The sequence below is a fragment of the Paenibacillus marchantiophytorum genome, from assembly GCF_014640555.1.
Classification (GTDB): Bacteria; Bacillota; Bacilli; order Paenibacillales; family NBRC-103111; genus Paenibacillus_E; species Paenibacillus_E marchantiophytorum.
The window spans coordinates 62,228-83,952 of the sequence record NZ_BMHE01000034.1 but is presented as its reverse complement, the minus strand read 5'-3'; the positions used below and the strand labels follow the sequence as shown (position 1 = coordinate 83,952).

Sequence of the window (21,725 nt, the reverse complement as noted above, 5' to 3'; positions counted from 1 at the left end):
TCAGCGTTTAACCAGCGTTATATTACGCAAGAAATTTAATCGCAATACCGAAGGTTACCTCAATGATTTAGAGCAAAAATGGGATTTATTGAACGGTTAGTTAATTATACTGTCGTAGAAAAAAAAGTCTGCCCTTATCGTTCAAGGGGGGCACGCACCTAGCGCATCCCTACAGAATCCCCTTGGCTGGCTACCGAACTCCCCCAAACTCCCCCGAACTCCCCGAACTCCCCAAGCTCCCTAACGAACCCAATACCCTTTATTTAGCCCAAATGGGGCATTTGAAAAATCTAACGAATTCCAGATGCGTTATGTCATGTAAATGACCACCATTCCGCCTAAAAACTGCTCGATAACGCCTATTCAATTCATTAGATCTCAAAAGTAGCCAATTTCTCGTCAATAAGCATCATTCAGTTCATTAGAATAACAGATTGATTGTGCAGGGGTTCGGGAGCGTTGTGCAGGGGTTCGGGAGCGTCGCGTGGGGATGCTAGTGCTCGGCGGGCAGTGCACTGCTGTCCAATAAGTTGATGAACCAGAGGGCTCGCACCCAGCGCACCCCTACAGAATCCCCTTGGCTGGCTACCGAACTCCCCCAAGCTCCCTAACGAACCCAATACCCTTTATTTAGCCCAAATGGGGCATTTGAAAAATCTAACGAATTCCAGATGCGTTATGTCATGTAAATGACCACCATTCCGCCTAAAAACTGCTCGATAACGCCAATTCAATTCATTAGATCTCAAAAGTAGCCAATTTTTCGTCTATAAGCATCATACAGTTCGTTAGAATGTCAGATTGATTGTGCAGGGGTACGGGAGCGTCGCGCGGGGGTTCGAGAGCGTTGCGCGGGGATGCTAGTGCTCGGAGGGCAGTGCACTGCTGTCCAATAAGTCAATAAACCTGAGGGCTCGCACCCAGCGCACCCTTACAGAATCCCCTTGGCTGGCTACCGAACTCCCCCAAGCTCCCTTATGAACCCAATACCCCTTATTTAGCCTAAATGGGGCATTTGAAAAATCTAACGAATTCCAGATGCGTTATGTCATGTATAATGACCACCATTCCGCCTAAAAACTGCTCGATAACGCTATTCAATTCATTAGATCTCAAAAGTAGCCAATTTCTCGTCAATAAGCATCATTCAGTTCATTAGAATAACAGATTGATTGTGCAAGGGTTCGGGAGCGTTGTGCAAGGGTTCGGGAGCGTTGCGCGGGGGTTCGGGAGCGTTGCGCGGGGGTTCGGGAGCGTTGCGCGGGGGTTCGGGAGCGTCGCGCGGGGATGCTAGCACTCGAAGGGTTTGTGCTCGGACTGCCGGATGCAGATGGAGCGCGGAATGAGCTTGAGAGCAAGATGAGATGGACAGCTGGATGAATAGGCAAGCTAAATGGTTTTTTCCGCAAACTTCGCTGCATTTCCTGTGATAAGACCACAGAATGTGCGTATCCGCCTCATTTCCTTCCATTCTTGGCGTATGAATGAACAATAGGCACGTTCAACGTCCTTATTCCGAGCGCATCGAACCGCATAAAAAGCCGCCCGCAAGTAGATGAAAGAACGGTGACCCGAAAGGCAGACACTTTCAAAGAAGTATCCATCTTTCTGGTCACCGTTCAGATCTACCTGAAGACAGCCCCAATTCTTTCACCAATGCAGCACTTAATGCCTTTGCTTATTCCGATAGAGCAGCCATACAAAATAGGGCACGCCAACAATCGCTATAACAACCCCAACCGGCAGTTCGGCCGGTGTGAATACCGTCTTCGCTATGAAGTCGGAGATCATAACGAGCAGCGCTCCGACGATGGCGCATACCGGCATCATCCGACGATGGGAAATGCCGACAAGCCGGCGAGCGATGTGCGGCGACATCAATCCGATGAATCCGATGCCGCCAGATACGGACACGCATGCGCTTACGATACCGATGCTGCTGAGCATCAGCAGCGCTTTCTGCTTCTCCACGGAAACGCCAAGACTGCGAACCGTGTCTTCTTTGAGCTGAAAGACGTCGAGAATGCGAGTCCGCGTTACGAGTATCGGCGTGAGCACGATCAGCCAGGGCAGCATGGAAACGATGTATTTCCAGTTTGCATTATAAATGCTCCCGGAGGCCCATACTGCAGCCATCTCAAAATCCTTGGCATTCATTTTCAAGGTAATGAACAGGGTAACCGCCGACAGGCCTGAGGCTACCGCGATGCCTGTCAGCAGCAGCCGCTGGGATTCCAATCTGCCGTTTTTCCAAGAAAACGCATAGATCAGCATGGCAGCGCCCAAGCCGCCAATCAGACCGACCAGCGGCATCGCCAAGATCGCCGTCCAACTTGTTCCTTTCACTTTGCCTTGGTAGAAAAAAAGGAAGATGACCATGGCCACGCCTGCCCCGGCATTAATCCCCAGGATGCCTGGGTCAGCCAAATTATTGCGCGTCAAACTCTGAACAGCAGCCCCAGCCAGCCCCAGCCCCATCCCCACGATGGCAGCGATGACGATGCGAGGAAGCCGGAACTCAAAAATCACAAGATCAAAATCCTTCTGCGGCTGAATCCGCAAAAGTGTCCGCATAATATCGCGAAGCGTAATGTCAAAAGCGCCGTTTGTTAAGGATATATAGGCGGTCAACAGCATAAGTCCGACTCCGACGATGACCGTCACAAGAAATGTGCTGCGAGATTTCTTAGCGATGAGAATCCCCTCCCCGCGTTCGAATCAGGTAGAGGAAGTAAGGCACCCCGATAATAGCAGTAACGACGCCAATCGGCATTTCGAAGGGATAGTTCAGAAATCGGCTGAGCACATCGCAGAGCGCCAGAAAAACGCCTCCGATGACCGCTGAGCAGGGGATGATCCATTTGTAATCAAGCCCTGTGAGAAAGCGTGTGATGTGCGGCACAAGCAGCCCTACGAAACCGATTTTGCCAGCAATCGCCACCGAGATACCCGTCAGCAGAATAACGCTAAGCGTCGCCGTTAGCTTCACTAGCGTCGTTCTCTGTCCGAGGGAAACGGCAAGCTCTTCGCCCAAAGAGAAAATCGTAACGGATTTGGAAATCCACATCGCCATCACAAGTCCTACAACAGCAAAAGGAACCGCCAGCATGATTAACTGCGGGTCCATTTGATGCAAACGGGAATTGTACCAGAAGCTAATATTTTGCGAAACTTGAAAATACATCGCCATTGCAGAAGAAACGCTGCTCAGAAACGTTCCGATCAACGTTCCAAGAATCGCCAGCCGCACCGGTGAAAGACCTCCCGGCAATAAGGACGCAAGTCCGAATACCAGCACGATACTAAGCGCTGAACCTATGAAGGAAGCAATAATCATCGCCATGGATGAGGCATAAGGCGCCATAATCATGCAAATTGTTACAGCAAAGGCTGAACCGTCGGTGATCCCCATAATGGAAGGGGATGCCAGGTCATTCCTGGTCATCCCCTGCATGAGAGCCCCTGATACCGCCAGGAAGGCGCCGACAAGCAGCGCTCCTCCTACTCTGGGCAGCCTAGAGTGTGTAATGATCTGATGATCCACATTCCCCGCATCGAAATGCAAGAATGCATTGAAGACACTGCTTATATCGATGCTTTTGGCGCCATACAGGATCGAGAGTAAGATCGTGAACACTACTGCGAAAGGCGCCGCTGTCAAAATAAGCGTATGCCCCGGAATCCTCAGTTTCATAACATTACTCTCACTTTGCTTGAACTAGCTTACTTTTGTTGATCGCTTCAAAAAATTTAATTTTACTGTAAGCTGTTCCGCCTTGCGTCAAAGGATCAACGAGATTCGTATACAACTGATCCTTTTTCACAGCGTTGATGCTTTTGAAAATCGGATTATTTTTCAGTTCATCAAACACTTTCGGTGTATCTTTGTTCTCTTCTTCGGAGAACTGGATGAACAAGTAATCCGGATTCATTTCAGACAGCTTTTCCAAAGAAATGTTTTGCTGTGCCTTGGCTTGCTTCACTTCGTTAGGAACTGTAGCGCCAAGCTCGGCGTAGATGGAAGGGTTGAAGAAGACGTCTTCAGGATAAATGAACAAGCTTCCTGCACGCACGCGTAGAGCCAGCACCTTTTTATCTTTTAAAACAGGTCCGATCTTCGTTTTAAGAGCTGCTGCATCTTTTTTGTACGTATCGAGGACTTGCTTCGCCTTATCCTGCTTGCCCGTCAAATCTCCTAGAAGCAAAAGATTGTTCTCCCAATCCGTCGCAATATGGGAAACTGGAATCGTTGGTCCGATTTTGCTGACTTTCTCAACCGTTTCCGCCGGGAACTTCGTGCTCATCAGAATGACGTCTGGCTTGAGCTTCACAATCGTTTCCAGATTCGGCTGTATTTTCTCGCCCACACCTTCTGCTTTTTCAGTAATTGGCGCGAACAACGCCGGGAATTTCCCGCTGACAGTGATCGCTCCAACTGGTTTCACATCCAACAAAAGCGCGTCTTCCATGGATTCCAGCGAGCCTGTAATAACAACTCTCTCTGCTTTGGCAGGAACTGTGTACTCTTTGCCGCCATATTTAATCACTCTTGGGCCCGATGCTGCTGCCTGTGGAGTAGCTGTAGCTGCTGCCGTACTGCTGACTTTCTCTGGCGCTTTGGTCACAGCCGCTGGAACCGGCTCCCCTTTACCTCCACATGCTGTTAAACCTACTAAGACCATCGTCGAAATACCGAGTGTCCATAATTTCTTCATTTTGTCTAAACCCCTCTCACTCACTTTATCATTGATAATCATTCTCACCAAATTATAGGTGAAGGCGTCCCAACCGAACATGGATAATATCCAGAAAATATTATGTACGATTTCCACATAGCTGCTCATTGAGGTCTATAATCATTCGTTCGCTCGCATAAGCCGAGTACTCTCGCCAAGGATCTGAAGAAATGAAGTGCACTTTATTCTTGCGCACGGCTTCTAAATCCTGCCATTGTTTGGAGTTCTGTACCCGTTCCCAGTGATGCAGCGTTTCGGTTTCTTGGCAGATGTTAAGCAAAATATGATCCGCGTTGATGGAGACCAACTCCTCCAAATCCAAGCCCTGCCCTTCATGGTAGCCTTCCACGCCTCGCGGGACATTCATTTGCAGGTCGCCATAAACAACCTCTCGCATTCCCCGTGTGGGGAAGATGTGATAGGAATCCTTGAACTGGCTTATGACCAGCAGCTTCTCCTGCTTCAGCTTATCGTGCAAGCGGTCGCGGACATGCGCGACTTTGCGGTTATATCCGTTTAACCAAGCTTCCGCTTCATCAGTGGCGCCTACGATCTTCGCGGTCATCAACAACTGTTCACGCCAAGTCGTTTCATGCAGGGGAATGATATGCACAGGTGCGATGCGCTCCAAACGTTCCTTTTCCAATGGATGTAGTTGGTCTGTACATATAATACAATCCAATTGACTTTGCGCGAGCGCCTCAACCTTAACTTCCCAGTCTTCGTTATAGCGGTATCCACTGAGGTGAAGCGGTATATCCGTGCGATATTTATTATAGTAGTACGAAGTCCACTTAGGATGCAGCGGCGCTGCGTAAGGGACGATTTTGAGCGCAAGAAGCTGCCCCAGCGTCGGCGCTGAGTAAGCAGCTATTCGAAGTCTTCGGTTCTTGAGATAAATGGTCGGAGATACCCCAACTTCTTTTTTGAACATTCGGCTAAAATAAAATTCGTCATTATAGCCAACCTGAAACGCGATTTCCCGCAACCGAACATCCGATTGAACCATTAGCTGCTTCGCCATCGTGACACGGACTTCGGTCAAATAATCAATCGCCGTTTTCCCATACGTTTTTTTGAATAAATTCACATAATATTTGGGACTGATTTCAGCCATGCGGGCAAGCTGCTCAATGGTGATGCCCTCCCGATAATGGTTGTCGATGTACAACTTGGTGCGGTCCATTGCGGCCCTGGAATCTGGTCTGGTTGCCTGACGCAGATGATTCATGATCCAATAGAGCAGCTCTTGGAATAGAGACTGCCCCCGGAACCGTTCCATGGCCTTATCACTCCGGCTGCTGCTGCACAACTGCTCGCAAAGCATCAGCATGGCGTTCTCCATATGAATGGTTGTGTCACCAGTAAGCGGAAATGCAACAGTCCCCTGCCCATCCTGATGAATATCGAATTCCATCAAATAAACGTCGGCTTTCTTGCCATGATCTTCACAGATCCCAATCGTCTGACCAGGCGAAACGAAATAAACGACATCCTGCTGCAAACGGTAGGTCTCCAAATCAAGCGTCAAAAGGCCTTCTGCCTGTTTAACTACAATTAAATAGTAGGAAGAAGTCAGTTGTGGCGCCATATATCCATCTTGCAGCCAATGAGCCGAGCGAAACTTAACCCATAGGCTGTCGAGGTTAGCTAAAAGGTCTTTATCCTTGGAAAGTTCCAGCGAAAGAGCAGTGGACAATTCAAACAACTCCCTCATTCATGAAAATGATAATCATTATCACTTTTGAACTTAGCACAAGAGAATAAGGCCTGTCAACTAGGGACAGACCTTACTCGGTTGATTATTGCTTGCGGCTGCATCCTCTGGAGGGATTCCCAAGTTCTGGCTGATTTTGAACAAGACATTAAACTGTACGCCGGATCTAATGGGTACGATTGAAGTAGCCAATCCTCATCTTGGATGCGTTTAACCCCCTCCACACCCTCTGGCGTGATCAAGGAAAACGAATGTAATGGCAGGCTTAAACCAGTACCTATCGCTTTGATATAGCTTTCTTTGGCCGTCCATATTTGATAAAAGCGGAACTGCCTGCTTTCTGGGTCATCTGACTCTGTGATGTAGCGATATTCCTCCTCTGCAAACAAAGAGCGCGTTAATGCTTCATCGTAGGCTTGTATCTGCTCCACATCTACACCGACAGGCTGATTATCTACGATACAAGCAACCCAGTTTCCTGAGTGTGAGATATTAAAATGAAAGTGGTCCGCGCCGCTAAGCCGTGGTTTCCCATTAGGGCCGAATTCAAACACAATTTCAGCGTTAGGAAGCCTGACTTCTTCTATTATTAAGCTTCGCAGCAGCAACTCTGCCCACAACCCGCGCAGCAAGTCCTCCCGGCGGTGAAATCTTCGCAGCCTTGTTCTTTTTTCCTCCGCTACCAAATCCAAAAGTTCTTCGACTGGCTGCCCCTCTACAGTATCCATCGACAAGACAAATAAACCTGCGATGACGATCACCTCATTCCAGAAAATTGTAAACCAATACATAGCACTTGTCAGTTTAACAAATACTTCACACTATCTTCCATATCTTTTATGTTAATGTTATAGTACAAGATATGTAAAATTAATTATTTAAACGGAGGTCAAAAAGAGATGATGAAAAAATTTACCGTTATCAGTTTGTCCATGATTGTTGCTGCTACTGCTCTTGCAGGATGCGCAAAGAAAGAGGAGACAAAACCATCTGCGTCTGCAACGCCTAAAGCGTCTACAGCTGCTTCAGCTACTCCGGCTGCTGCTGGTTTTGTACCAAAAGAACTTAAAGTACAGTTCGTTCCTTCCCAAAATGCCGAAACATTAGAAGCAAAAGCAAAACCGCTTGAGAAATTGCTGCAAGATAAACTGGGTATCCCAGTTAAAGTTTCCGTTTCCACGGACTATAACGTTGTAATCGAAGCTATGGCTTCCAAACAAGTTGACATCGGCTTCTTGCCGCCAAGCAACTATGTTGTTGCTCATGACAACCGCAAAGCGGCTGACTTGATTGCTCAAGCAACACGTTTGGGTGTTGACGATGCAACAGGCCAACCTACGAAAGACCTTGTAGATTTCTACAAATCCGAAATTCTAGTGAAAGCCGATTCACCAATCAAAACCGTTGCTGACTTGAAAGGCAAAAAAATGGGCTGGCAAGGTGTTACATCCGCGGCTGGTTACGTATACCCAGGTTTTGTTCTGAAAAAAGCCGGCGTTGATCCAGTGAAAGACGTAACTGGTGTTCAGTTCCAAGGTCATGATAAAGCCGTTATCGCTCTTCTCAACGGTCAAGTCGATGCAGTTGGTGTCTTCCAAGATATTCGTACGAACATGCTGAAAGATTACCCGGATGTATTCAAACAAACTCGCGTACTTAGCTTCTCTGATAAAATCCCAAATGATACGATCGCTGTTCGTTCCGATATGGATGCCGCTTGGAAAAAGAAAATCACCGATGCTTTCATCGCGATCGGCAACGATCCTGAAGGTCAAAAAGTTATCTTTGACGTATACTCCCACAAAGGGTATGTGGCTACTGATGATTCCAAATTCGACATCGTTCGTAGCGTAAACAAAGAAATGGGCTTGAAATAAGCCATTTTGACAAAAAACCTCAACTCTTACGAGTTGAGGTTTTTTTGCCATTTCCCGACTACTCTGCTTTCCCCATGCATACTATGAATGTGGCATGTCTTGGACGTGTCATAACCCACAGTGAGGTGAAATTGAATGTTCGAAATGTTAATCAGCCAACGATCCATGGTCTCCATCCGATGCGGAAAAGATGATATCAAAGGTATCATTACGCACTATCATGAACAATTTCAACTATTGAAAATAAGCAATGTATTAATTCCGATAGAACTTATCGAACAAATCGAAGTGTTGGAGCCTGCAAGCTCGTCGACGCCAATGCCGCTAATACCTGTAGAGAATGACGCATCGCAGTATCTAGGCAGCAGCGGCAGAGTACAGCGCTGAGCTTGGACGATGCGCGGGCTCGGCTGAGAGGTGCAGAAGCCAAGGCTAATGCGACGCCATACAGCTCAGCAGAATGGCACACAGCACTGTCGAACATGGACTATTTAAGTGAGAAAAACGGCTACGTCGCTCTGAGAGATAAGCTATATAAACGCGACAGAATCCTTTGGAGGGAACTATAGGGCTCTATTTAGGCAAATATCAAGGATACTAAAACTATAGCGGAACTACAGGGTCTTATTTCCTCGAAAAGCGCTGAATTTCCCATTAAACAGCAAAATAGTGTACTGTAGTTCCCTTAACCTAGCTATAGTGGCACTTTTTGCTAGAATAGCGCCCTGTAGTTCCCTTATTTTCGCGCGAAGCAACTGGGTAACTCCTCGATCACTCCAAAACAGCAGCCATTCGAACAAATACACACGTTCAGCTATCTTATTCACATAAATAAAGGCTGCCGAGAATTTCTCGACAGCCTGAGGTCATTATGTCACACAATTCGTTTGCGAAGTGAGCCCGAAATGTAATCGATAATCGATACGGTAACAATAATACCGATCAGAATAATCCCTACACGCGGCCACTGCCGCGCATTCAGGGCAAAGATCAGCGGTGTACCGATACCGCCGGCACCGATAACACCGAGCAAAGTAGCCGACCGGACGTTAATCTCGAAACGGTACAACGTATACGAAATAAAATCAGGAATGACCTGTGGGATGACTGCATAAGCCATTCGCTGCCAGATGTTGGCCCCAACGGCGGTCATCGCCTCGGACGGCCCCATGTCCATATTCTCAATGGCCTCTGCATACAGCTTGCCTAGCATCCCCACGGAGTGGAGACCCAAGGCCATAACCCCAGCGTAGGCATTAGGTCCAACAGCTTTAATGAAGATCAGAGCCATAATAATTTCTGGTATCGTACGAACTACGCTCAAGAAGAATTTCCCTGATCCCGATACCGCACGGAAACGACTCATATTCGCGGCTGCCCAGAAGGCGAACGGCAGACAAACGAAGGCTGAAACAAAGTTGCCCAGATACGAGATCGATAGCGTTTCAAGCAAGGAGCGAAGTAAATCCTCACCTTCCGGGATGTACACGTACGCCCAATCGGGATGAAATAATCCACTGATCATCGCTTTCGTCAAGATCCAAGTTGTCGGCTGGAAGCCCGTCAGTTCAAGTCCTGTTACGGACCAGACGATCAGGCCGATAAGCGCAATCCATCCGATCGTTTTGTACGTGCGAGCACGTGACTCGGACATCGGCTTAGCGCTTCCTTTTAGCAAATATGCACGGAAACGCGTACTAACCAGGTCGATAATAACGACAACGATTAAGGTATAAATAACAATCGCGCAGGATTGATCGTAGCGGAATAGATCCAGCGTATTTTTGAGCAGCAAGCCGATCCCACCGGCACCTACCAAGCCTAAAATGGCTGAAGCACGAATGCTGACTTCAAAGGTATACAATAAGTGGGCGAGATACGTGGGTGCGACTTGTGGAATAACCCCGAATCGAATCAGCTTGAGTTTATTCGCGCCTACAGCGGTCATAGCCTCAAGAGGTCCTGGGTCAATCGCTTCCGTTGATTCATAAGACAATTTGGACAAGATTCCGAATGTAAAGAAGATCAAGGCCAGTGTACCAGCCGTTGCACTAAAACCTACCAGTACCGCGAACAAAGCCGCGTATAACAAATCTGGAATCGTACGGGCAAAATTCAAGATGAATCGGGCTGGATAGTACAACCAGGGAGAAGTCGTCACATTGCGGGCAGCCAGCAAAGCCATGGGATAGGCAAATAAGGCACCGATCGCTGTTCCGATAATCGACATTTGAATCGTTTGCGCCATCGGTTTCCAGATATCAGCGAAAAACAGCCAATCTGGCGGGAACATTTCTCCAATGAATTTGAGAATTTCCGGTGCACCTGATACGAGCTTGCTCAGTGTCGCATCCGTTTGATAAATACTCCCAATCAGGAAAAAAACCATGATGAGGATAATGAGATACAACTTGGTACGAGGAGGTTTCTTAACGGTCGCTGATTTCTTGACGGACGTTACACTCATCCCTCCTGCACCCCCAACAGCTCGTCTTTCTTAATGGCGCGGCCATAAATCTCGGAGAAGACATCGTCTGTCGCTTCCGAAACCGGTCCGTCATACACGACTTTACCGGCACGCAGACCAATAATCCGTGTGGCATATTCACGAGCCAGATCGATAAAGTGAAGATTAACGACCGTTGTGATGCCGAGATCCTTGTTGATCCGTTTCAAGTCGTCCATAACTTGTCTTGTCGTCAAAGGATCCAATGAAGCTACCGGCTCATCCGCCAAAATGATTTTGGCCTCTTGTGCCAAAGCTCGAGCGATCGACACACGCTGTTGTTGACCACCGGACAATTCATCGGCGCGTGAATAAGCTTTCTCCCGAATATTGACACGTTCCAGTGCTTTCAGGGAAAGTTCGATATCTGCTTTGGGAAACAACCCGAATATCGTACGCAGCGTGGAATGATAACCAACGCGGCCGGAAAGGACGTTGCGAATAACTGTTGAGCGCTTAACGAGATTGAAGGTTTGGAAAATCATGCCGATGTCTCTGCGCATTCGACGCAATCCAGCACCGTTCGCCTTCGTAATGGATCTGCCATCGATCAATATTTCGCCGCCTGTTGTTTCATGCAATCGATTAATTGAACGTAATAGGGTAGATTTCCCCGCTCCTGATAAACCAACAATAACAACGAATTCTCCTGGATGAATCGTCAGATTAATGTCGTCCAATCCAATCGTTCCGTTAGGATATACCTTGGATAGATGTTTAAACTCAATCATATAAGTCCTACTTTCTCTTAAAAGGTTCTATTATCAGACAGACTACATTCAACGTATTTCGGCAAAATCCTTTTTTCTAGGATAACCTTTAAAAAAAATTCATATTCCATTGTTCACCATAACAAAAAAAGGCAGCCCCAGATGTTCCGGGGCCGCTGTCAGGCGTCATACTTTGGCACGCCATCGTTCTTCAATCTTCATCCCTTTCCACACCGCGACGGAGATAATCCACGCCACGATGAACAAGGCAACCAGGATATAGCCCAGCGTACCGAAATCAATATCCTGCAGCCAGGTCCAGAAAGTCCCCTCCATACCGAACTCTTCGGAGAGAACCTGTCCAAGCTCAATAACACCAATAATCAATGCAGCAACAACCGCCAAGGCTGTCACCGTTAAATTGTAATACAGCTTGCGTACAGGCGTGTGAAATGCCCACTTGTAGGCTTTGGTCATGAACATGCCGTCCGCTGTATCGAAGAGGCTCATGCCCGCAGCGAACAAGAGAGGCAGCGAGATAACGCCAATGAATGGGATGGCGTCTTGCGCCGCGTGAGCTGAGATCGCGAGCAGCGCGATTTCACTGGCGGTATCGAAACCCAAACCGAATAGAAAGCCTAGGGGGTAAACATGCCAGCTTTTGCCGATGAAGGAAAAGAGCGGTTTAATCATGCGGGTAATGAAGCCTCGGGACTCCAAAAGCTCTTCGAATTCCTTGTCGTCAGCAGGACTGCCGCGAAACTTGAGGAACATTTTATACAAGCTGATCAGAATTATTAAATTTAAGATACCGATGAGGACAAGGAACAGCCCGGAAACCGAAGCTCCAATCACGCCTCCGAAACGCTGCAGCCAAGGAAGCTCCCGTGCTGCCCACTGTACAGAGAATGCTGTTACGATCGCCATGATGAACACAACCGACGAATGACCCAACGAGAAATAAAAGCCTACTCCCAGTGGGTTGCGTTTCTGCTGAACAAGTTTACGTACCGTGTTGTCAATGGCAGCAATATGATCTACGTCAAAAGCGTGCCGCATGCCTAAAGTATACGCAAGCAAACCGATCCCCCAGAAAGCAGGCGATGTCTTCGCTACGCTGTATAAACCAATTAGCCCTATTATATGTAGGAGTGCGATAAAAACCACATAACCAGCCCAGCTTTTCTTCTCCTGCATGAGTGATTTCCACATGAATGTAACACCATTCCCTTCGTTCGTAACACGACTTACATCTAATGTAGCACACGTGTGCATTATTTGAGAAGTCCCTCACGCAATTTTTTGTGAAGAAATCCAACATTTATTTGTTATAATAGAGTCCGTTCCAAATCTTATAAGCATAAAAGGAGTTGGTAGCCGATGTCGCTTCGTCTTTATAAAATATTTACGATATTCGTGCCCGTCGTCATCATTGGCGGTTTTGAATATATTCGTCATGAATTTTTACTCAACTATTTAACGATGGAAGCCGGGAATTTCTCCATAACGGTGATCACGCTTCTGCTTTCTTATTTGTTTGCATCCTGGATGTTCCAAAGCATCGAGCGAAGCAATGAGAAATTAACGATGGTTGAAGCGCGCAGAGCGGTCTATGAAGAACGCGAACGGCTGGCGCGAGAGCTGCATGACGACTTGGCTCAGACACTTTTTTTCCTCAATGTGAAGCTGAAACAAGGTGATCTGGAGGAAGCCAAGGCTGCCGTTTCTGAAATTGATAATTCGCTTAGGCAGGCTATCTTCAACTTGCGGACGCCTCCGGAGGAAGGGAGCAGCTTGGAGCAGCGCATCCACAAATTCCTCAGGGATTGGCATCTGGTGACTGGCATTGAACTTCAAGAGCAGCTCACGTTGGAAGCGGACAGCTTCACATCCGGTGAAGAAGTTCAGCTTTTTGGCATTATTCAAGAAGCGTTTACGAATATTCGCAAGCATTCGATGGCTACAGAAGCTTCAATCAGGTTAGAAACAACGTCATCTTCCTGGCTGCTGCGCATCTCTGACAATGGGTGCGGCTTGCAATCACAAGCGGAAAAGCGCAAAAAATACGGCATTGAATTGATGCAAAAACGAGCGGCTGAGCTGGAAGCCACCTTCGAGTTCCAACAGAATGCTGATTCGAACGTGGCGGCAACTGGCACGTCGCTGCTTGTTAAGGGAGAGAGGACGCCATTATGATACCGAACCATCAACCGTTCCGCGTGCTCATTGTCGATGACCATCCTTTGGCCAGGAAGGCGATTCGCAGTATGCTGGAGCCTGTCTCGGACTTCTACATTGTCGGGGAAGCCAGCAGCGGAGAAGAAGCTATTCTGCTGTGCGGGGAAGTCGCCCCGGAGGTCGTGCTTATGGATATCCATATGTCTCCGATGGATGGTTTGGAAGCCACTCGCCGCATTAAGCAAGTATATGGCGCTATCCGGATCATCATGCTCACGGTGTCTGATGATGTGGCTGATCTCTTTACGGCACTGCAATTCGGAGCTCAAGGCTACCTGCTCAAAAATATGGATCCCGATGAGTGGTTAACCTATCTCCGTGCCCTGCTCGACGATAATTCGGAGGTCGCTCGCGGCATGGCGGACAAGCTGTTCCAGCGCTTCCGCGCTCCGGTCAGTGCGCTGACCGAAGGCCCCACACCCAGCATGTTAACTTCACGCGAACAAGAAATTACGACTTACGTCGCAGAGGGCGATAACAATCGGCAAATCGCGGAGAAGCTTCTGATATCGGAACATACCGTCAAAAATCATATGAAAAATATTCTCGTGAAACTGGGACTAGATAATCGCGTACAGCTCACAGGCTTCGCCATCAAACACGGAATGACACGAAAAGGACAAAACTAGTCGAAAAAATAGCCCATTCGAGTCATACTCTTACGCTTACCAATCAAGTAACATGGACAACATGAGAAGAGATGATTCGAAAGGGGAACACTATCATGTTCAAAAAAATTATGCTTCATACAGGTCTTCTGCTTGTAGGTTCCATGCTGCTTGCAGGAATCGCGAGCGCCCACGTTGTCGTTTATCCTAAGGAAGCCACACAAGGCAGCTACGAGAAATTCACGGTTCGTGTACCGTCGGAGAAAGACAGCCCTACCTTGAAGGTAGAAGTTAAATTTCCTCTTGATTCCGTAGCCATATCACGGTTCGAGCCTAAGGCTGGATGGACTTATGAGATCGCCAAAGATACGGCTGGCAAAATTACCGGGGTTACCTGGAAAGCAACCGGAGACGGACTCTCGAGTACGGAATTCGGTGACTTCAGCATGCAGGGCAAAGTTGCCGATGCTGCGACTCAAATTGTTTGGAAAGCTTACCAGACTTACAAAGACGGCAGTGTCGTTGAGTGGGTAGGTGCCGATGGCTCGGACAAACCTGCCTCCGTCACAACGGTGAAAACCAAAGCAGCGGCAGGTGCCACGACAGACAGCCATGGCCAAGTGGTTGCAGGAACTGCAGCTGCGGGAAGCAGCTCATCCAGCTCTAATACCGCGTTGTACTTGTCCATCGCAGCCGTAGTGCTGGGCGCATTATCGCTTATCGTATCCGCAACGAAGAAACGCAAATAACAAAAGCCTTGAGCTCATCAGGAATTGAATCCTGGATGGAGCCCAAGGCTTTTCTTTATTTCTTATCGTAGATTCTGAAATAATATTCGTACGGGTTCTTCTCATTGCGCTCACCTTGTTCGCTGGACTGAAGGTTCCAATCGCTAAGGTCCAGCTCGTTAATGAAGGTATCCGCCTCAAATTCATGCTCGATGAATGTCATGTACATCCGATTGACTTCGGCAGCGAATAAGCGGAAGATTTCCGCTCCGCCGATAACGAATAATTCCTGGTCGCGGAAAGCTTCCACGGCTTCCTGAACGGAATGAACAACCTCGCAGCCTTCCGCCTGGAACTCAGTATTCTGCGTGAGAATGATGTTGCGTCTGCCGGGCAGCGGCTTTCCGATGGATTCGTATGTTTTACGCCCCATGAGAATGGGATGCCCGATGGTCACAGCCTTGAAAAACTTTAGATCCGCTGGCAAATGCCACGGCAATTGATTATTCAACCCAATCGCTCGATTGCGGTCCATTGCAAAAATAAACGAAATGCTCAAGCTGAAGTCCTCCTTCTCTAGAACGTTACATAGCCTTACACAGCTACAGGAGCCTTAATCGTAGGGTGCGGATTGTAACCGATCATTTCAATATCACTAACGTCAAAATCAAATACAGAAGCGACATCCTTATTAAGTTTAAGCGTCGGCAACTCCCGCGGTTCGCGGCTAAGCAAGGTTTGAATTTGATCCAAATGGTTCGTATAGATATGGGCATCGCCAATCGTGTGCACGAACTCGCCAACCTCAAGGCCGCATTCCTGCGCGATCAGGTGCGTCAACAGAGCATACCCAGCTATGTTAAATGGGATACCGAGGAACGTGTCCGCACTGCGTTGGTACAATTGACAGCTAAGCTTACCGTCCGCTACATAGAACTGAAACAACGTGTGACAAGGCGGAAGCGCCATGGTCGGCACATCCTCCGGATTCCAGGCCGAGACGATGAGGCGGCGCGAATCAGGGTTCGTTTTGATCATGTGAATCACGTCCTTCAACTGATCGATCGTGCCTCCCTGTGTGGTTGTCCAATCCCGCCATTGCTTGCCGTACACATCACCCAGCTCTCCGTACTGCTGAGCAAACTGATCGTCCTCCAGCACCCTTTGCACAAAATCAGCCATTTGATCTTCGTACTGGAGATTAAAAGCTTCATCCTGCTGAGAGCGCAGACCGAAATTGCTCATATCCGGCCCCTTGTAATCAGCACTTTCCACCCACTTTTTGAAAGCCCACTCATTCCAAATATGGTTGTTGTGCTGCAATAAATACCGTATGTTCGTATCACCTTTAATAAACCAGAGGATTTCACTGGCGATTAAGCGAAAAGGCACTCTTTTGGTCGTGACCAGCGGAAACCCCTCGGATAAGTCGAAGCGCATCTGGCGGCCAAATACCGAAATGGTGCCCGTCCCTGTACGGTCTTCTTTCTGGGTCCCATTGGCAAGAATATCTTGCAATAACTCCTGATAAGCTTTCAAACGTACTTACCTCCATCTCGAAACTCATAAGTATTTGTCTATTTTACCTGTATTCTGTCGTATCTACAATCGTTGCAGGATGCATTTTCGCGCCGTATATGGTACATTTTTTATGAAAAAGGAAGTCATCTCTATGAGCAGAACCTACTCGCTCGTAGAAGAGGTTCGCAAACTCCCTCTCTAAAAAACTATGAAATGAGGATTTACCGATGTCAGCAGGAAGAAGCAATGAAGATTTGAAAGAGATTACCCTTCTAGGCAATCAAGGCACGCAATATGTGTTCAGTTACAACCCGGCCGTGCTGGAGGCTTTTGATAACAAGCACCCGAACCGCGATTACTTCGTCAAATTTAATTTCCCGGAATTCACCAGCCTTTGCCCTGTTACAGGTCAGCCTGATTTTGCCACCCTCTACATCTCCTATATTCCCAATATTAAAATGGTGGAGAGTAAATCGCTCAAGCTGTATCTATTCAGCTTCCGCAATCACGGTGATTTCCATGAAGACTGTGTCAATATCATTATGAATGATTTGATTGATCTCATGGCGCCGCGGTACATCGAAGTTTGGGGTAAATTTACGCCGCGCGGCGGCATTTCCATCGATCCCTATTGCAACTGGGGACAGCCTGGAACCAAATTCGAAGGCATGGCTGAGCATCGCTTGATGAACCATGATCTTTATCCAGAGAAGATTGATAATCGTTAATATGAGCTATTTGAGCTGATAAAACAGGCCATTCGAATCGGACCATTCGGCATACAGCACCTCTTCATGACGATTGATGCTGCTTAGCTGCAGAAGCTGGTTCAGCCACTTCGAATCACGGCCCAAGCGCTTGAGGGCATCTTCATTGATATGGCCATTCTCAATGATACTTTCCGGCAGACAAACCTTCGTCTGCTGGTTTTTGGCGTCCCCGCTCATGCTGTCGGGGTCATTTTGACGGAGCACGCTGATGCTCCCGTTCGTTTCGAACAGCGCGTAGGCGACTTCCCGCAGCGAGAACACATTATTTTCCCGCAGCAGCATGCCTAATTGGGCAAAATCAAGGTTATTGCGTTTCATAGCCTTGAAATCAATCACACCATCCTTGATGACCAGATCCGGTGTCCCTGCTGCATAGCGGGAAAGCCAAGGCATCCAAGCGATGAATTTCTCTAAGCCCAAAGCAAGCAGCGTCCAGACTAAAAGCGCGAATAGCAGGTGGCTAAGATGTACTTCCGGATCATAAATGGTATTTCCCACCAATTCACTGAGCATTAAGGAGGAAACGAAATCGAAAGCGGTGAGCTGGGAAATCTCTTTTTTCCCCAGAAGCCGGGTCATAATTAACAATCCGATCAAAGCGACTACAAGCTTTACCGCTATCGTGATATACAGACTCATATCCATCTCCCTCACTCCTATATTCGCTGCTGCCCTTTAACAAATACACGTTTTCTTCTTCGTTCCTAGTCGGCCCGTAGACTCAGCTTTCTGTATATACTCGCTGGCGAGCGGCACTTTACAGGCGGTTTGTCCAACATCCACGCTTACCTTCCCGATCTGAGCAGCTGCCTCCCTGGCCCGTTCAATGAGCGGTTGACAGTACGTTCCCACCGCGATGACAAAGCTGTTCATCGTGTACCTTACCCGATTTCTTTGGGAGTGAATCGTTCTTCCCACCTGCGCTAACAGCTCCGTGATTTCAGGGAGATCAAGCTTCTCATCCGGCGTGATGCTAATATAGTTCGAATACGTGCTCCAACCGCAGGTTGCAAGCAATTCGTCCGATGATTGCAGCCACTCGCGAGCCAGTTCAAGCGCGCTGCTGCTTTCTGCGGCAACACCGGCAACGGTATATTCGGTAAGCATATACCAGTTTGCTTGCTTGGCCCAATGCCTAAGCTCTTCCTTGGTCATCGATTTGGGGTTGATTGAAAGCCCAGCCAAATACATCGCGTCCGAGTTTCCTGAATCGTAGAGGGCAAGCGCCAGCTCTCGATCTTTTTTCACATACTTGACCAGCTTCTTCAGATCCCCGACTTTTACGCCATATAAAGGTTCCTGCGCGCCGTGCCTAAGAAACGTCTTCTTCGTCTGTTCGCTCCCTAGCACGGCCAAATGTTCCATCATTTCTTCGTAGGTCATCGAATCACCAACCCTATCTTTCTAGGCATTCATTTTATTATTATTTGCTCTGGGTTAAACTTTCAATTGAACTAGGTTTATTCAAGGAGAGTGTTCGCACCATCCCGACAACAACCAAACAGCTAATGCAGCTAATGCCAAAGAGTATTCGCATCAGCAAGCTGATTTCCCCGCTGTCTCCCCCGTCCACTCCCATATGGCCAACCATAAGGGTAGCCAAGCCGATTCCGGCGATTTGTCCCATATAACGCACCATGGCCAGCAAGCTGCCTGCCAAGCTCAGCTTCGTCTCCGGCGCAGCGCTCATGATTTCTGCATTCATCGTAGCATGGAACAAGCCCATCCCGATGCCGAATAAAGCCAGCTGCAATCCAATAGCCAATTGGCTTAAACTAGGGAAACAAACGACAACCAGCATAGACACAGCACCTAGCGCAGCTCCTGATTTTATCAGAAAATGTGCCCCATACAAATCTCGTATTCTACCTGCATACGGGGCAACAATCCCCATCATCAGCGGCTGCAGAATCATCAGTATGCCTGTCTTCCACGCCGAGAAGCCGAGTACGCTTTGCAAGTAAAAAGCAATAGGAATCAACGTGGCTGTCTGTGCCAAATTCATTAGAAACGAACTCATATTTCCTATAAAAACGGTGCGATTACGGAATAATTCATGATCCAATATGCCATCTGGCAGTCGCCGTTCATACCAAATGAGAACAATTAAAGCAAGAACTCCTCCTGTGGCTTCAGCTACAATAGACATCGTGAACCCATGCTCCTTACTCCCTTCAGCGGCCAGCATCAAGAGACACAAGGAGCCAGCGAGCAAGAACGAACCCAGCAAATCGAATGAAGTTGCAACTCCCTTGCTCTTTGCCCGGGGGAACCAACGAAGTCCAAGGACAAAGGCAACCAATCCTATGGGCACATTAATCCAAAACAGCCATGGCCAACTGACCCATTCCAGCAGGATGCCGCCCAGTGCAGGCCCCCCCATAGTTCCGGCTGCGACGACAATGGCATTCATGCCGAGTGCCCGTCCACGCTCGTGATCGGGAAATACTTGACGGACCAACGCTTGGCTATTCGCCATAATCATTGTCGCCCCGACTCCTTGCAGACAGCGTGAGATCAATAAACCTGAGAAACTGTCAGATAAGGCGATGCACATCGAGCCAACGCTAAAAATGAGAAATCCGAAGCTATAGATGTGCCTGCGATCCCATTTATCCGATATTTTGCCCAAAAAAGGAAGCAACGCAACCATCGTGAGCAGATAAGCCGTCGCCACCCATTGAATTTGCGCCAGTGTAATGTCATATTGCTGCGCCATATTAGGCAGGATGACATTGACAATCCCAACATCCAGCGTAGAAATAAGCGTACCCATATTAATAATTTGCAGAATGCCCCATCTTCTGGGATACATGGTGGATGACATCGATTTACCCTCTTTCAAGCTTTTCCTCGTTTCTTTTCATCTTACCACAGCTAGTTTCGGAACGAAGCTATCTTAGAAAAAAAGAAAGGTGTCTCCAACGTAGATCTCTCTACGCTGGGACACCGAACCTTAGTACAAGGGCTGCGTTTGGTACAATGTCGGTTTCGGACATTGCGGAAACGGCAGAATGTCTTGAATTTGCTCGAAACGGTAGTGCTTGGTAGCAAACTGCGTATGATATAAATATTCAATCACATAGATGGATCCGCCCTGAATACTGCACAGAATCCCCGAAGTACCCGTCCCGTCCTTTAGGGATACACCTACCGGACTGCCGATCCAACCATACGCTTTGTGCTGCAATGACATAGGCCATCACCTCCTGAACTAGCTTATGCGGTGATCCGCCCAAAGGTTCAGCAAAAGGCCGGGGCGGGCCGGTAGCAATCACCGGTTCGCTCCAACCTGCATGCTTGTCTGGTTACGCATAGTGAAACAACAGCGGGAGTCCCCCTGTATGCAGGAACACAACAGCATCGTATTCGTCGAGCTCGCCCGTGCGGCCCAGATGCAGCAAGGCGGCCATCGCTTTGCCCGTGTATACGGGGTCCAGAAAGATGCCTTCATTCTGCGCAGTTATACGGATGGCTTCTGCGCCTTCCTTTGTTTTGCTGGCGTAGCCTTCGCCGATGAAACGATCCTCGATCCATACCTGATCATCGGTCACTTCAAGCAAGGAACCTGAAGCTTGCAGCGCTTCATTCACGAGCCGGACCGTCCGCTTGATCTTGAGCTCGGTCTTGCCGCTAATGCTGACGCCGAGAACGTCGATGGCGAATGGGAAGGCCGACAGCTTGGCGCCTGCCAGCAGGCCGGCGAAGGTGCCGCAAGTTCCTGCGGCCACCGCCACCAGTACCCGGCTTGCAGATCCAAGCCGCTGTTCCAGCTGTCCTCCCAGCTCACGCAGCGCTTCGATGTAGCCCAGCGTGCCGAGCAGGTCTGTTCCCCCTTCGGGGATGATAAAAGCTTTGCCCCCTGCTTCGGCAATTCGACGGGCAATCTCCCGCATCTGTTCCGTCACATAAGCTTGTGCCGACTGGCCTTCTGGGGGTTCAACAAACGTAATCTCCGCCTCCAGAATGTGATCGAGCAATAAATTACCGCTGCGGGGCGATGCATCCGAAGAGCCCGTCAAAACAAGATGCGCCTGCAAGCCCAACTTGCGGGCAGCCGCAGCCGTCAGATGAGCGTGATTAGACTGAACAGCCCCCGTCGTAATCAGATGCGTAGCCCCTTCCGCCAGCGCCTGGCCAAGATGGAATTCAAGCTTTCGCGCTTTGTTTCCTCCGGCGCCAAGTCCGGAAAGGTCTTCGCGCTTCACCAGCAGCCTGCCTCCGAGCAGCTCAGATAATTGTTTGGCTTCCTGCAAAGGGGTCGGCCATTCGCCCAAAGACACGCGCGGTTTGTTGTTCACTTCCGTTGTCATA

At 48.5% G+C, this 21,725-nt stretch carries 21 protein-coding genes and 1 riboswitch; of the genes, 6 read left to right on the top strand and 15 right to left on the bottom strand.

Going from position 1 to position 21,725, the window contains the following annotated elements; all coding sequences use genetic code 11:
• Positions 1–1,665: 1,665 nt before the first annotated feature.
• The 5 genes from IEY34_RS25215 to IEY34_RS25195 form a co-directional block, all read right to left on the bottom strand.
• On the bottom strand, positions 1,666–2,694 hold the full coding sequence (locus IEY34_RS25215; protein ID WP_373291333.1) for a FecCD family ABC transporter permease: 1,029 nt from the start codon (positions 2,692–2,694) through the stop codon (positions 1,666–1,668).
• The gene (locus IEY34_RS25210; protein ID WP_189016664.1) at positions 2,687–3,694 is read right to left on the bottom strand and encodes a FecCD family ABC transporter permease; all 1,008 of its coding nucleotides are present in this window, start codon (positions 3,692–3,694) and stop codon (positions 2,687–2,689) included. Before IEY34_RS25210 ends, IEY34_RS25215 begins: the two co-directional genes overlap by 8 nt.
• 10 nt (positions 3,695–3,704) lie before the next feature.
• Positions 3,705–4,715 carry an ABC transporter substrate-binding protein gene (locus IEY34_RS25205; RefSeq protein ID WP_189016661.1) on the bottom strand — a complete coding sequence of 337 codons (1,011 nt, stop codon included), beginning with the start codon at positions 4,713–4,715 and terminating at the stop codon, positions 3,705–3,707.
• 100 nt (positions 4,716–4,815) lie between these two features.
• A complete protein-coding gene (locus IEY34_RS25200) occupies positions 4,816–6,435 on the bottom strand; it encodes an AraC family transcriptional regulator (protein ID WP_229757835.1) in 1,620 nt (539 codons plus the stop codon).
• A 74-nt stretch (positions 6,436–6,509) separates the two neighbouring features.
• Positions 6,510–7,244, bottom strand: a complete 735-nt coding sequence (locus tag IEY34_RS25195) for a 4'-phosphopantetheinyl transferase family protein (protein ID WP_189016655.1) — start codon at positions 7,242–7,244, stop codon at positions 6,510–6,512.
• 108 nt (positions 7,245–7,352) lie between these two features.
• Here IEY34_RS25195 and IEY34_RS25190 point away from each other — a divergent pair, with 108 nt between their 5' ends.
• Both IEY34_RS25190 and IEY34_RS25185 read left to right on the top strand, forming a co-directional pair.
• On the top strand, positions 7,353–8,330 hold the full coding sequence (locus IEY34_RS25190; protein WP_189016653.1) for a phosphate/phosphite/phosphonate ABC transporter substrate-binding protein: 978 nt from the start codon (positions 7,353–7,355) through the stop codon (positions 8,328–8,330).
• A gap of 135 nt (positions 8,331–8,465) precedes the next feature.
• The gene (locus IEY34_RS25185; protein WP_189016650.1) at positions 8,466–8,717 is read left to right on the top strand and encodes a hypothetical protein; all 252 of its coding nucleotides are present in this window, start codon (positions 8,466–8,468) and stop codon (positions 8,715–8,717) included.
• A 487-nt stretch (positions 8,718–9,204) separates the two neighbouring features.
• On the opposite strand, the gene phnE is transcribed toward IEY34_RS25185, so the two are convergent.
• From phnE to IEY34_RS25165, 3 genes are all read right to left on the bottom strand, one after another.
• A complete protein-coding gene (gene phnE, locus IEY34_RS37910) occupies positions 9,205–10,797 on the bottom strand; it encodes a phosphonate ABC transporter, permease protein PhnE (protein ID WP_373291331.1) in 1,593 nt (530 codons plus the stop codon).
• Complete coding sequence (gene phnC, locus IEY34_RS25170) at positions 10,794–11,567, bottom strand: phosphonate ABC transporter ATP-binding protein (RefSeq protein ID WP_189016647.1); 774 nt, start codon at positions 11,565–11,567, stop codon at positions 10,794–10,796. The genes phnE and phnC overlap by 4 nt, the downstream gene beginning before the upstream one ends.
• A 165-nt stretch (positions 11,568–11,732) precedes the next feature.
• A complete protein-coding gene (locus IEY34_RS25165) occupies positions 11,733–12,758 on the bottom strand; it encodes a HoxN/HupN/NixA family nickel/cobalt transporter (protein WP_189016645.1) in 1,026 nt (341 codons plus the stop codon).
• Between the two features lie 168 nt (positions 12,759–12,926).
• On the opposite strand from IEY34_RS25165, the gene IEY34_RS25160 reads away from it, so the two are divergent.
• From IEY34_RS25160 to IEY34_RS25150, 3 genes are all read left to right on the top strand, one after another.
• On the top strand, positions 12,927–13,742 hold the full coding sequence (locus IEY34_RS25160) for a sensor histidine kinase (RefSeq protein ID WP_189016642.1): 816 nt from the start codon (positions 12,927–12,929) through the stop codon (positions 13,740–13,742).
• Positions 13,739–14,413: a response regulator gene (locus tag IEY34_RS25155; RefSeq protein WP_189016639.1), complete on the top strand. Its 675-nt coding sequence runs from the start codon at positions 13,739–13,741 to the stop codon at positions 14,411–14,413. The genes IEY34_RS25160 and IEY34_RS25155 overlap by 4 nt, the downstream gene beginning before the upstream one ends.
• Before the next feature lie 95 nt (positions 14,414–14,508).
• Entirely contained in the window at positions 14,509–15,141 is a 633-nt protein-coding gene (locus IEY34_RS25150) for a YcnI family copper-binding membrane protein (RefSeq protein ID WP_189016636.1), read from the top strand.
• Positions 15,142–15,196: 55 nt separating this feature from the next.
• Here the strand turns inward: IEY34_RS25150 and IEY34_RS25145 are convergent, their stop codons facing one another.
• Together IEY34_RS25145 and IEY34_RS25140 are read right to left on the bottom strand one after the other, a co-directional pair.
• Positions 15,197–15,679: a dihydrofolate reductase gene (locus IEY34_RS25145; RefSeq protein ID WP_189016633.1), complete on the bottom strand. Its 483-nt coding sequence runs from the start codon at positions 15,677–15,679 to the stop codon at positions 15,197–15,199.
• A 35-nt stretch (positions 15,680–15,714) separates the two neighbouring features.
• A complete protein-coding gene (locus IEY34_RS25140) occupies positions 15,715–16,659 on the bottom strand; it encodes a thymidylate synthase (RefSeq protein ID WP_189016630.1) in 945 nt (314 codons plus the stop codon).
• 154 nt (positions 16,660–16,813) lie between these two features.
• Positions 16,814–16,857, top strand: a riboswitch (PreQ1 riboswitch).
• A gap of 11 nt (positions 16,858–16,868) precedes the next feature.
• Here IEY34_RS25140 and queF point away from each other — a divergent pair.
• Positions 16,869–17,369 carry a preQ(1) synthase gene (gene queF, locus IEY34_RS25135; RefSeq protein WP_189016627.1) on the top strand — a complete coding sequence of 167 codons (501 nt, stop codon included), beginning with the start codon at positions 16,869–16,871 and terminating at the stop codon, positions 17,367–17,369.
• Between the two features lie 6 nt (positions 17,370–17,375).
• Here queF and IEY34_RS25130 read toward each other — a convergent pair whose 3' ends face one another.
• The 5 genes from IEY34_RS25130 to IEY34_RS25110 form a co-directional block, all read right to left on the bottom strand.
• Positions 17,376–18,056 carry a DUF421 domain-containing protein gene (locus IEY34_RS25130; RefSeq protein ID WP_189016624.1) on the bottom strand — a complete coding sequence of 227 codons (681 nt, stop codon included), beginning with the start codon at positions 18,054–18,056 and terminating at the stop codon, positions 17,376–17,378.
• A 30-nt stretch (positions 18,057–18,086) separates the two neighbouring features.
• On the bottom strand, positions 18,087–18,794 hold the full coding sequence (locus tag IEY34_RS25125; protein WP_189016621.1) for a DNA alkylation repair protein: 708 nt from the start codon (positions 18,792–18,794) through the stop codon (positions 18,087–18,089).
• A 40-nt stretch (positions 18,795–18,834) separates the two neighbouring features.
• A complete protein-coding gene (locus tag IEY34_RS25120) occupies positions 18,835–20,238 on the bottom strand; it encodes an MFS transporter (protein WP_189016618.1) in 1,404 nt (467 codons plus the stop codon).
• 129 nt (positions 20,239–20,367) lie between these two features.
• Entirely contained in the window at positions 20,368–20,607 is a 240-nt protein-coding gene (locus tag IEY34_RS25115; protein WP_189016615.1) for a hypothetical protein, read from the bottom strand.
• 112 nt (positions 20,608–20,719) lie between these two features.
• Positions 20,720–21,724 (bottom strand): 1-aminocyclopropane-1-carboxylate deaminase/D-cysteine desulfhydrase, encoded by a 1,005-nt coding sequence (locus IEY34_RS25110; protein ID WP_189016612.1) that lies wholly within the window; start codon positions 21,722–21,724, stop codon positions 20,720–20,722.
• Position 21,725 lies beyond the last annotated feature (1 nt).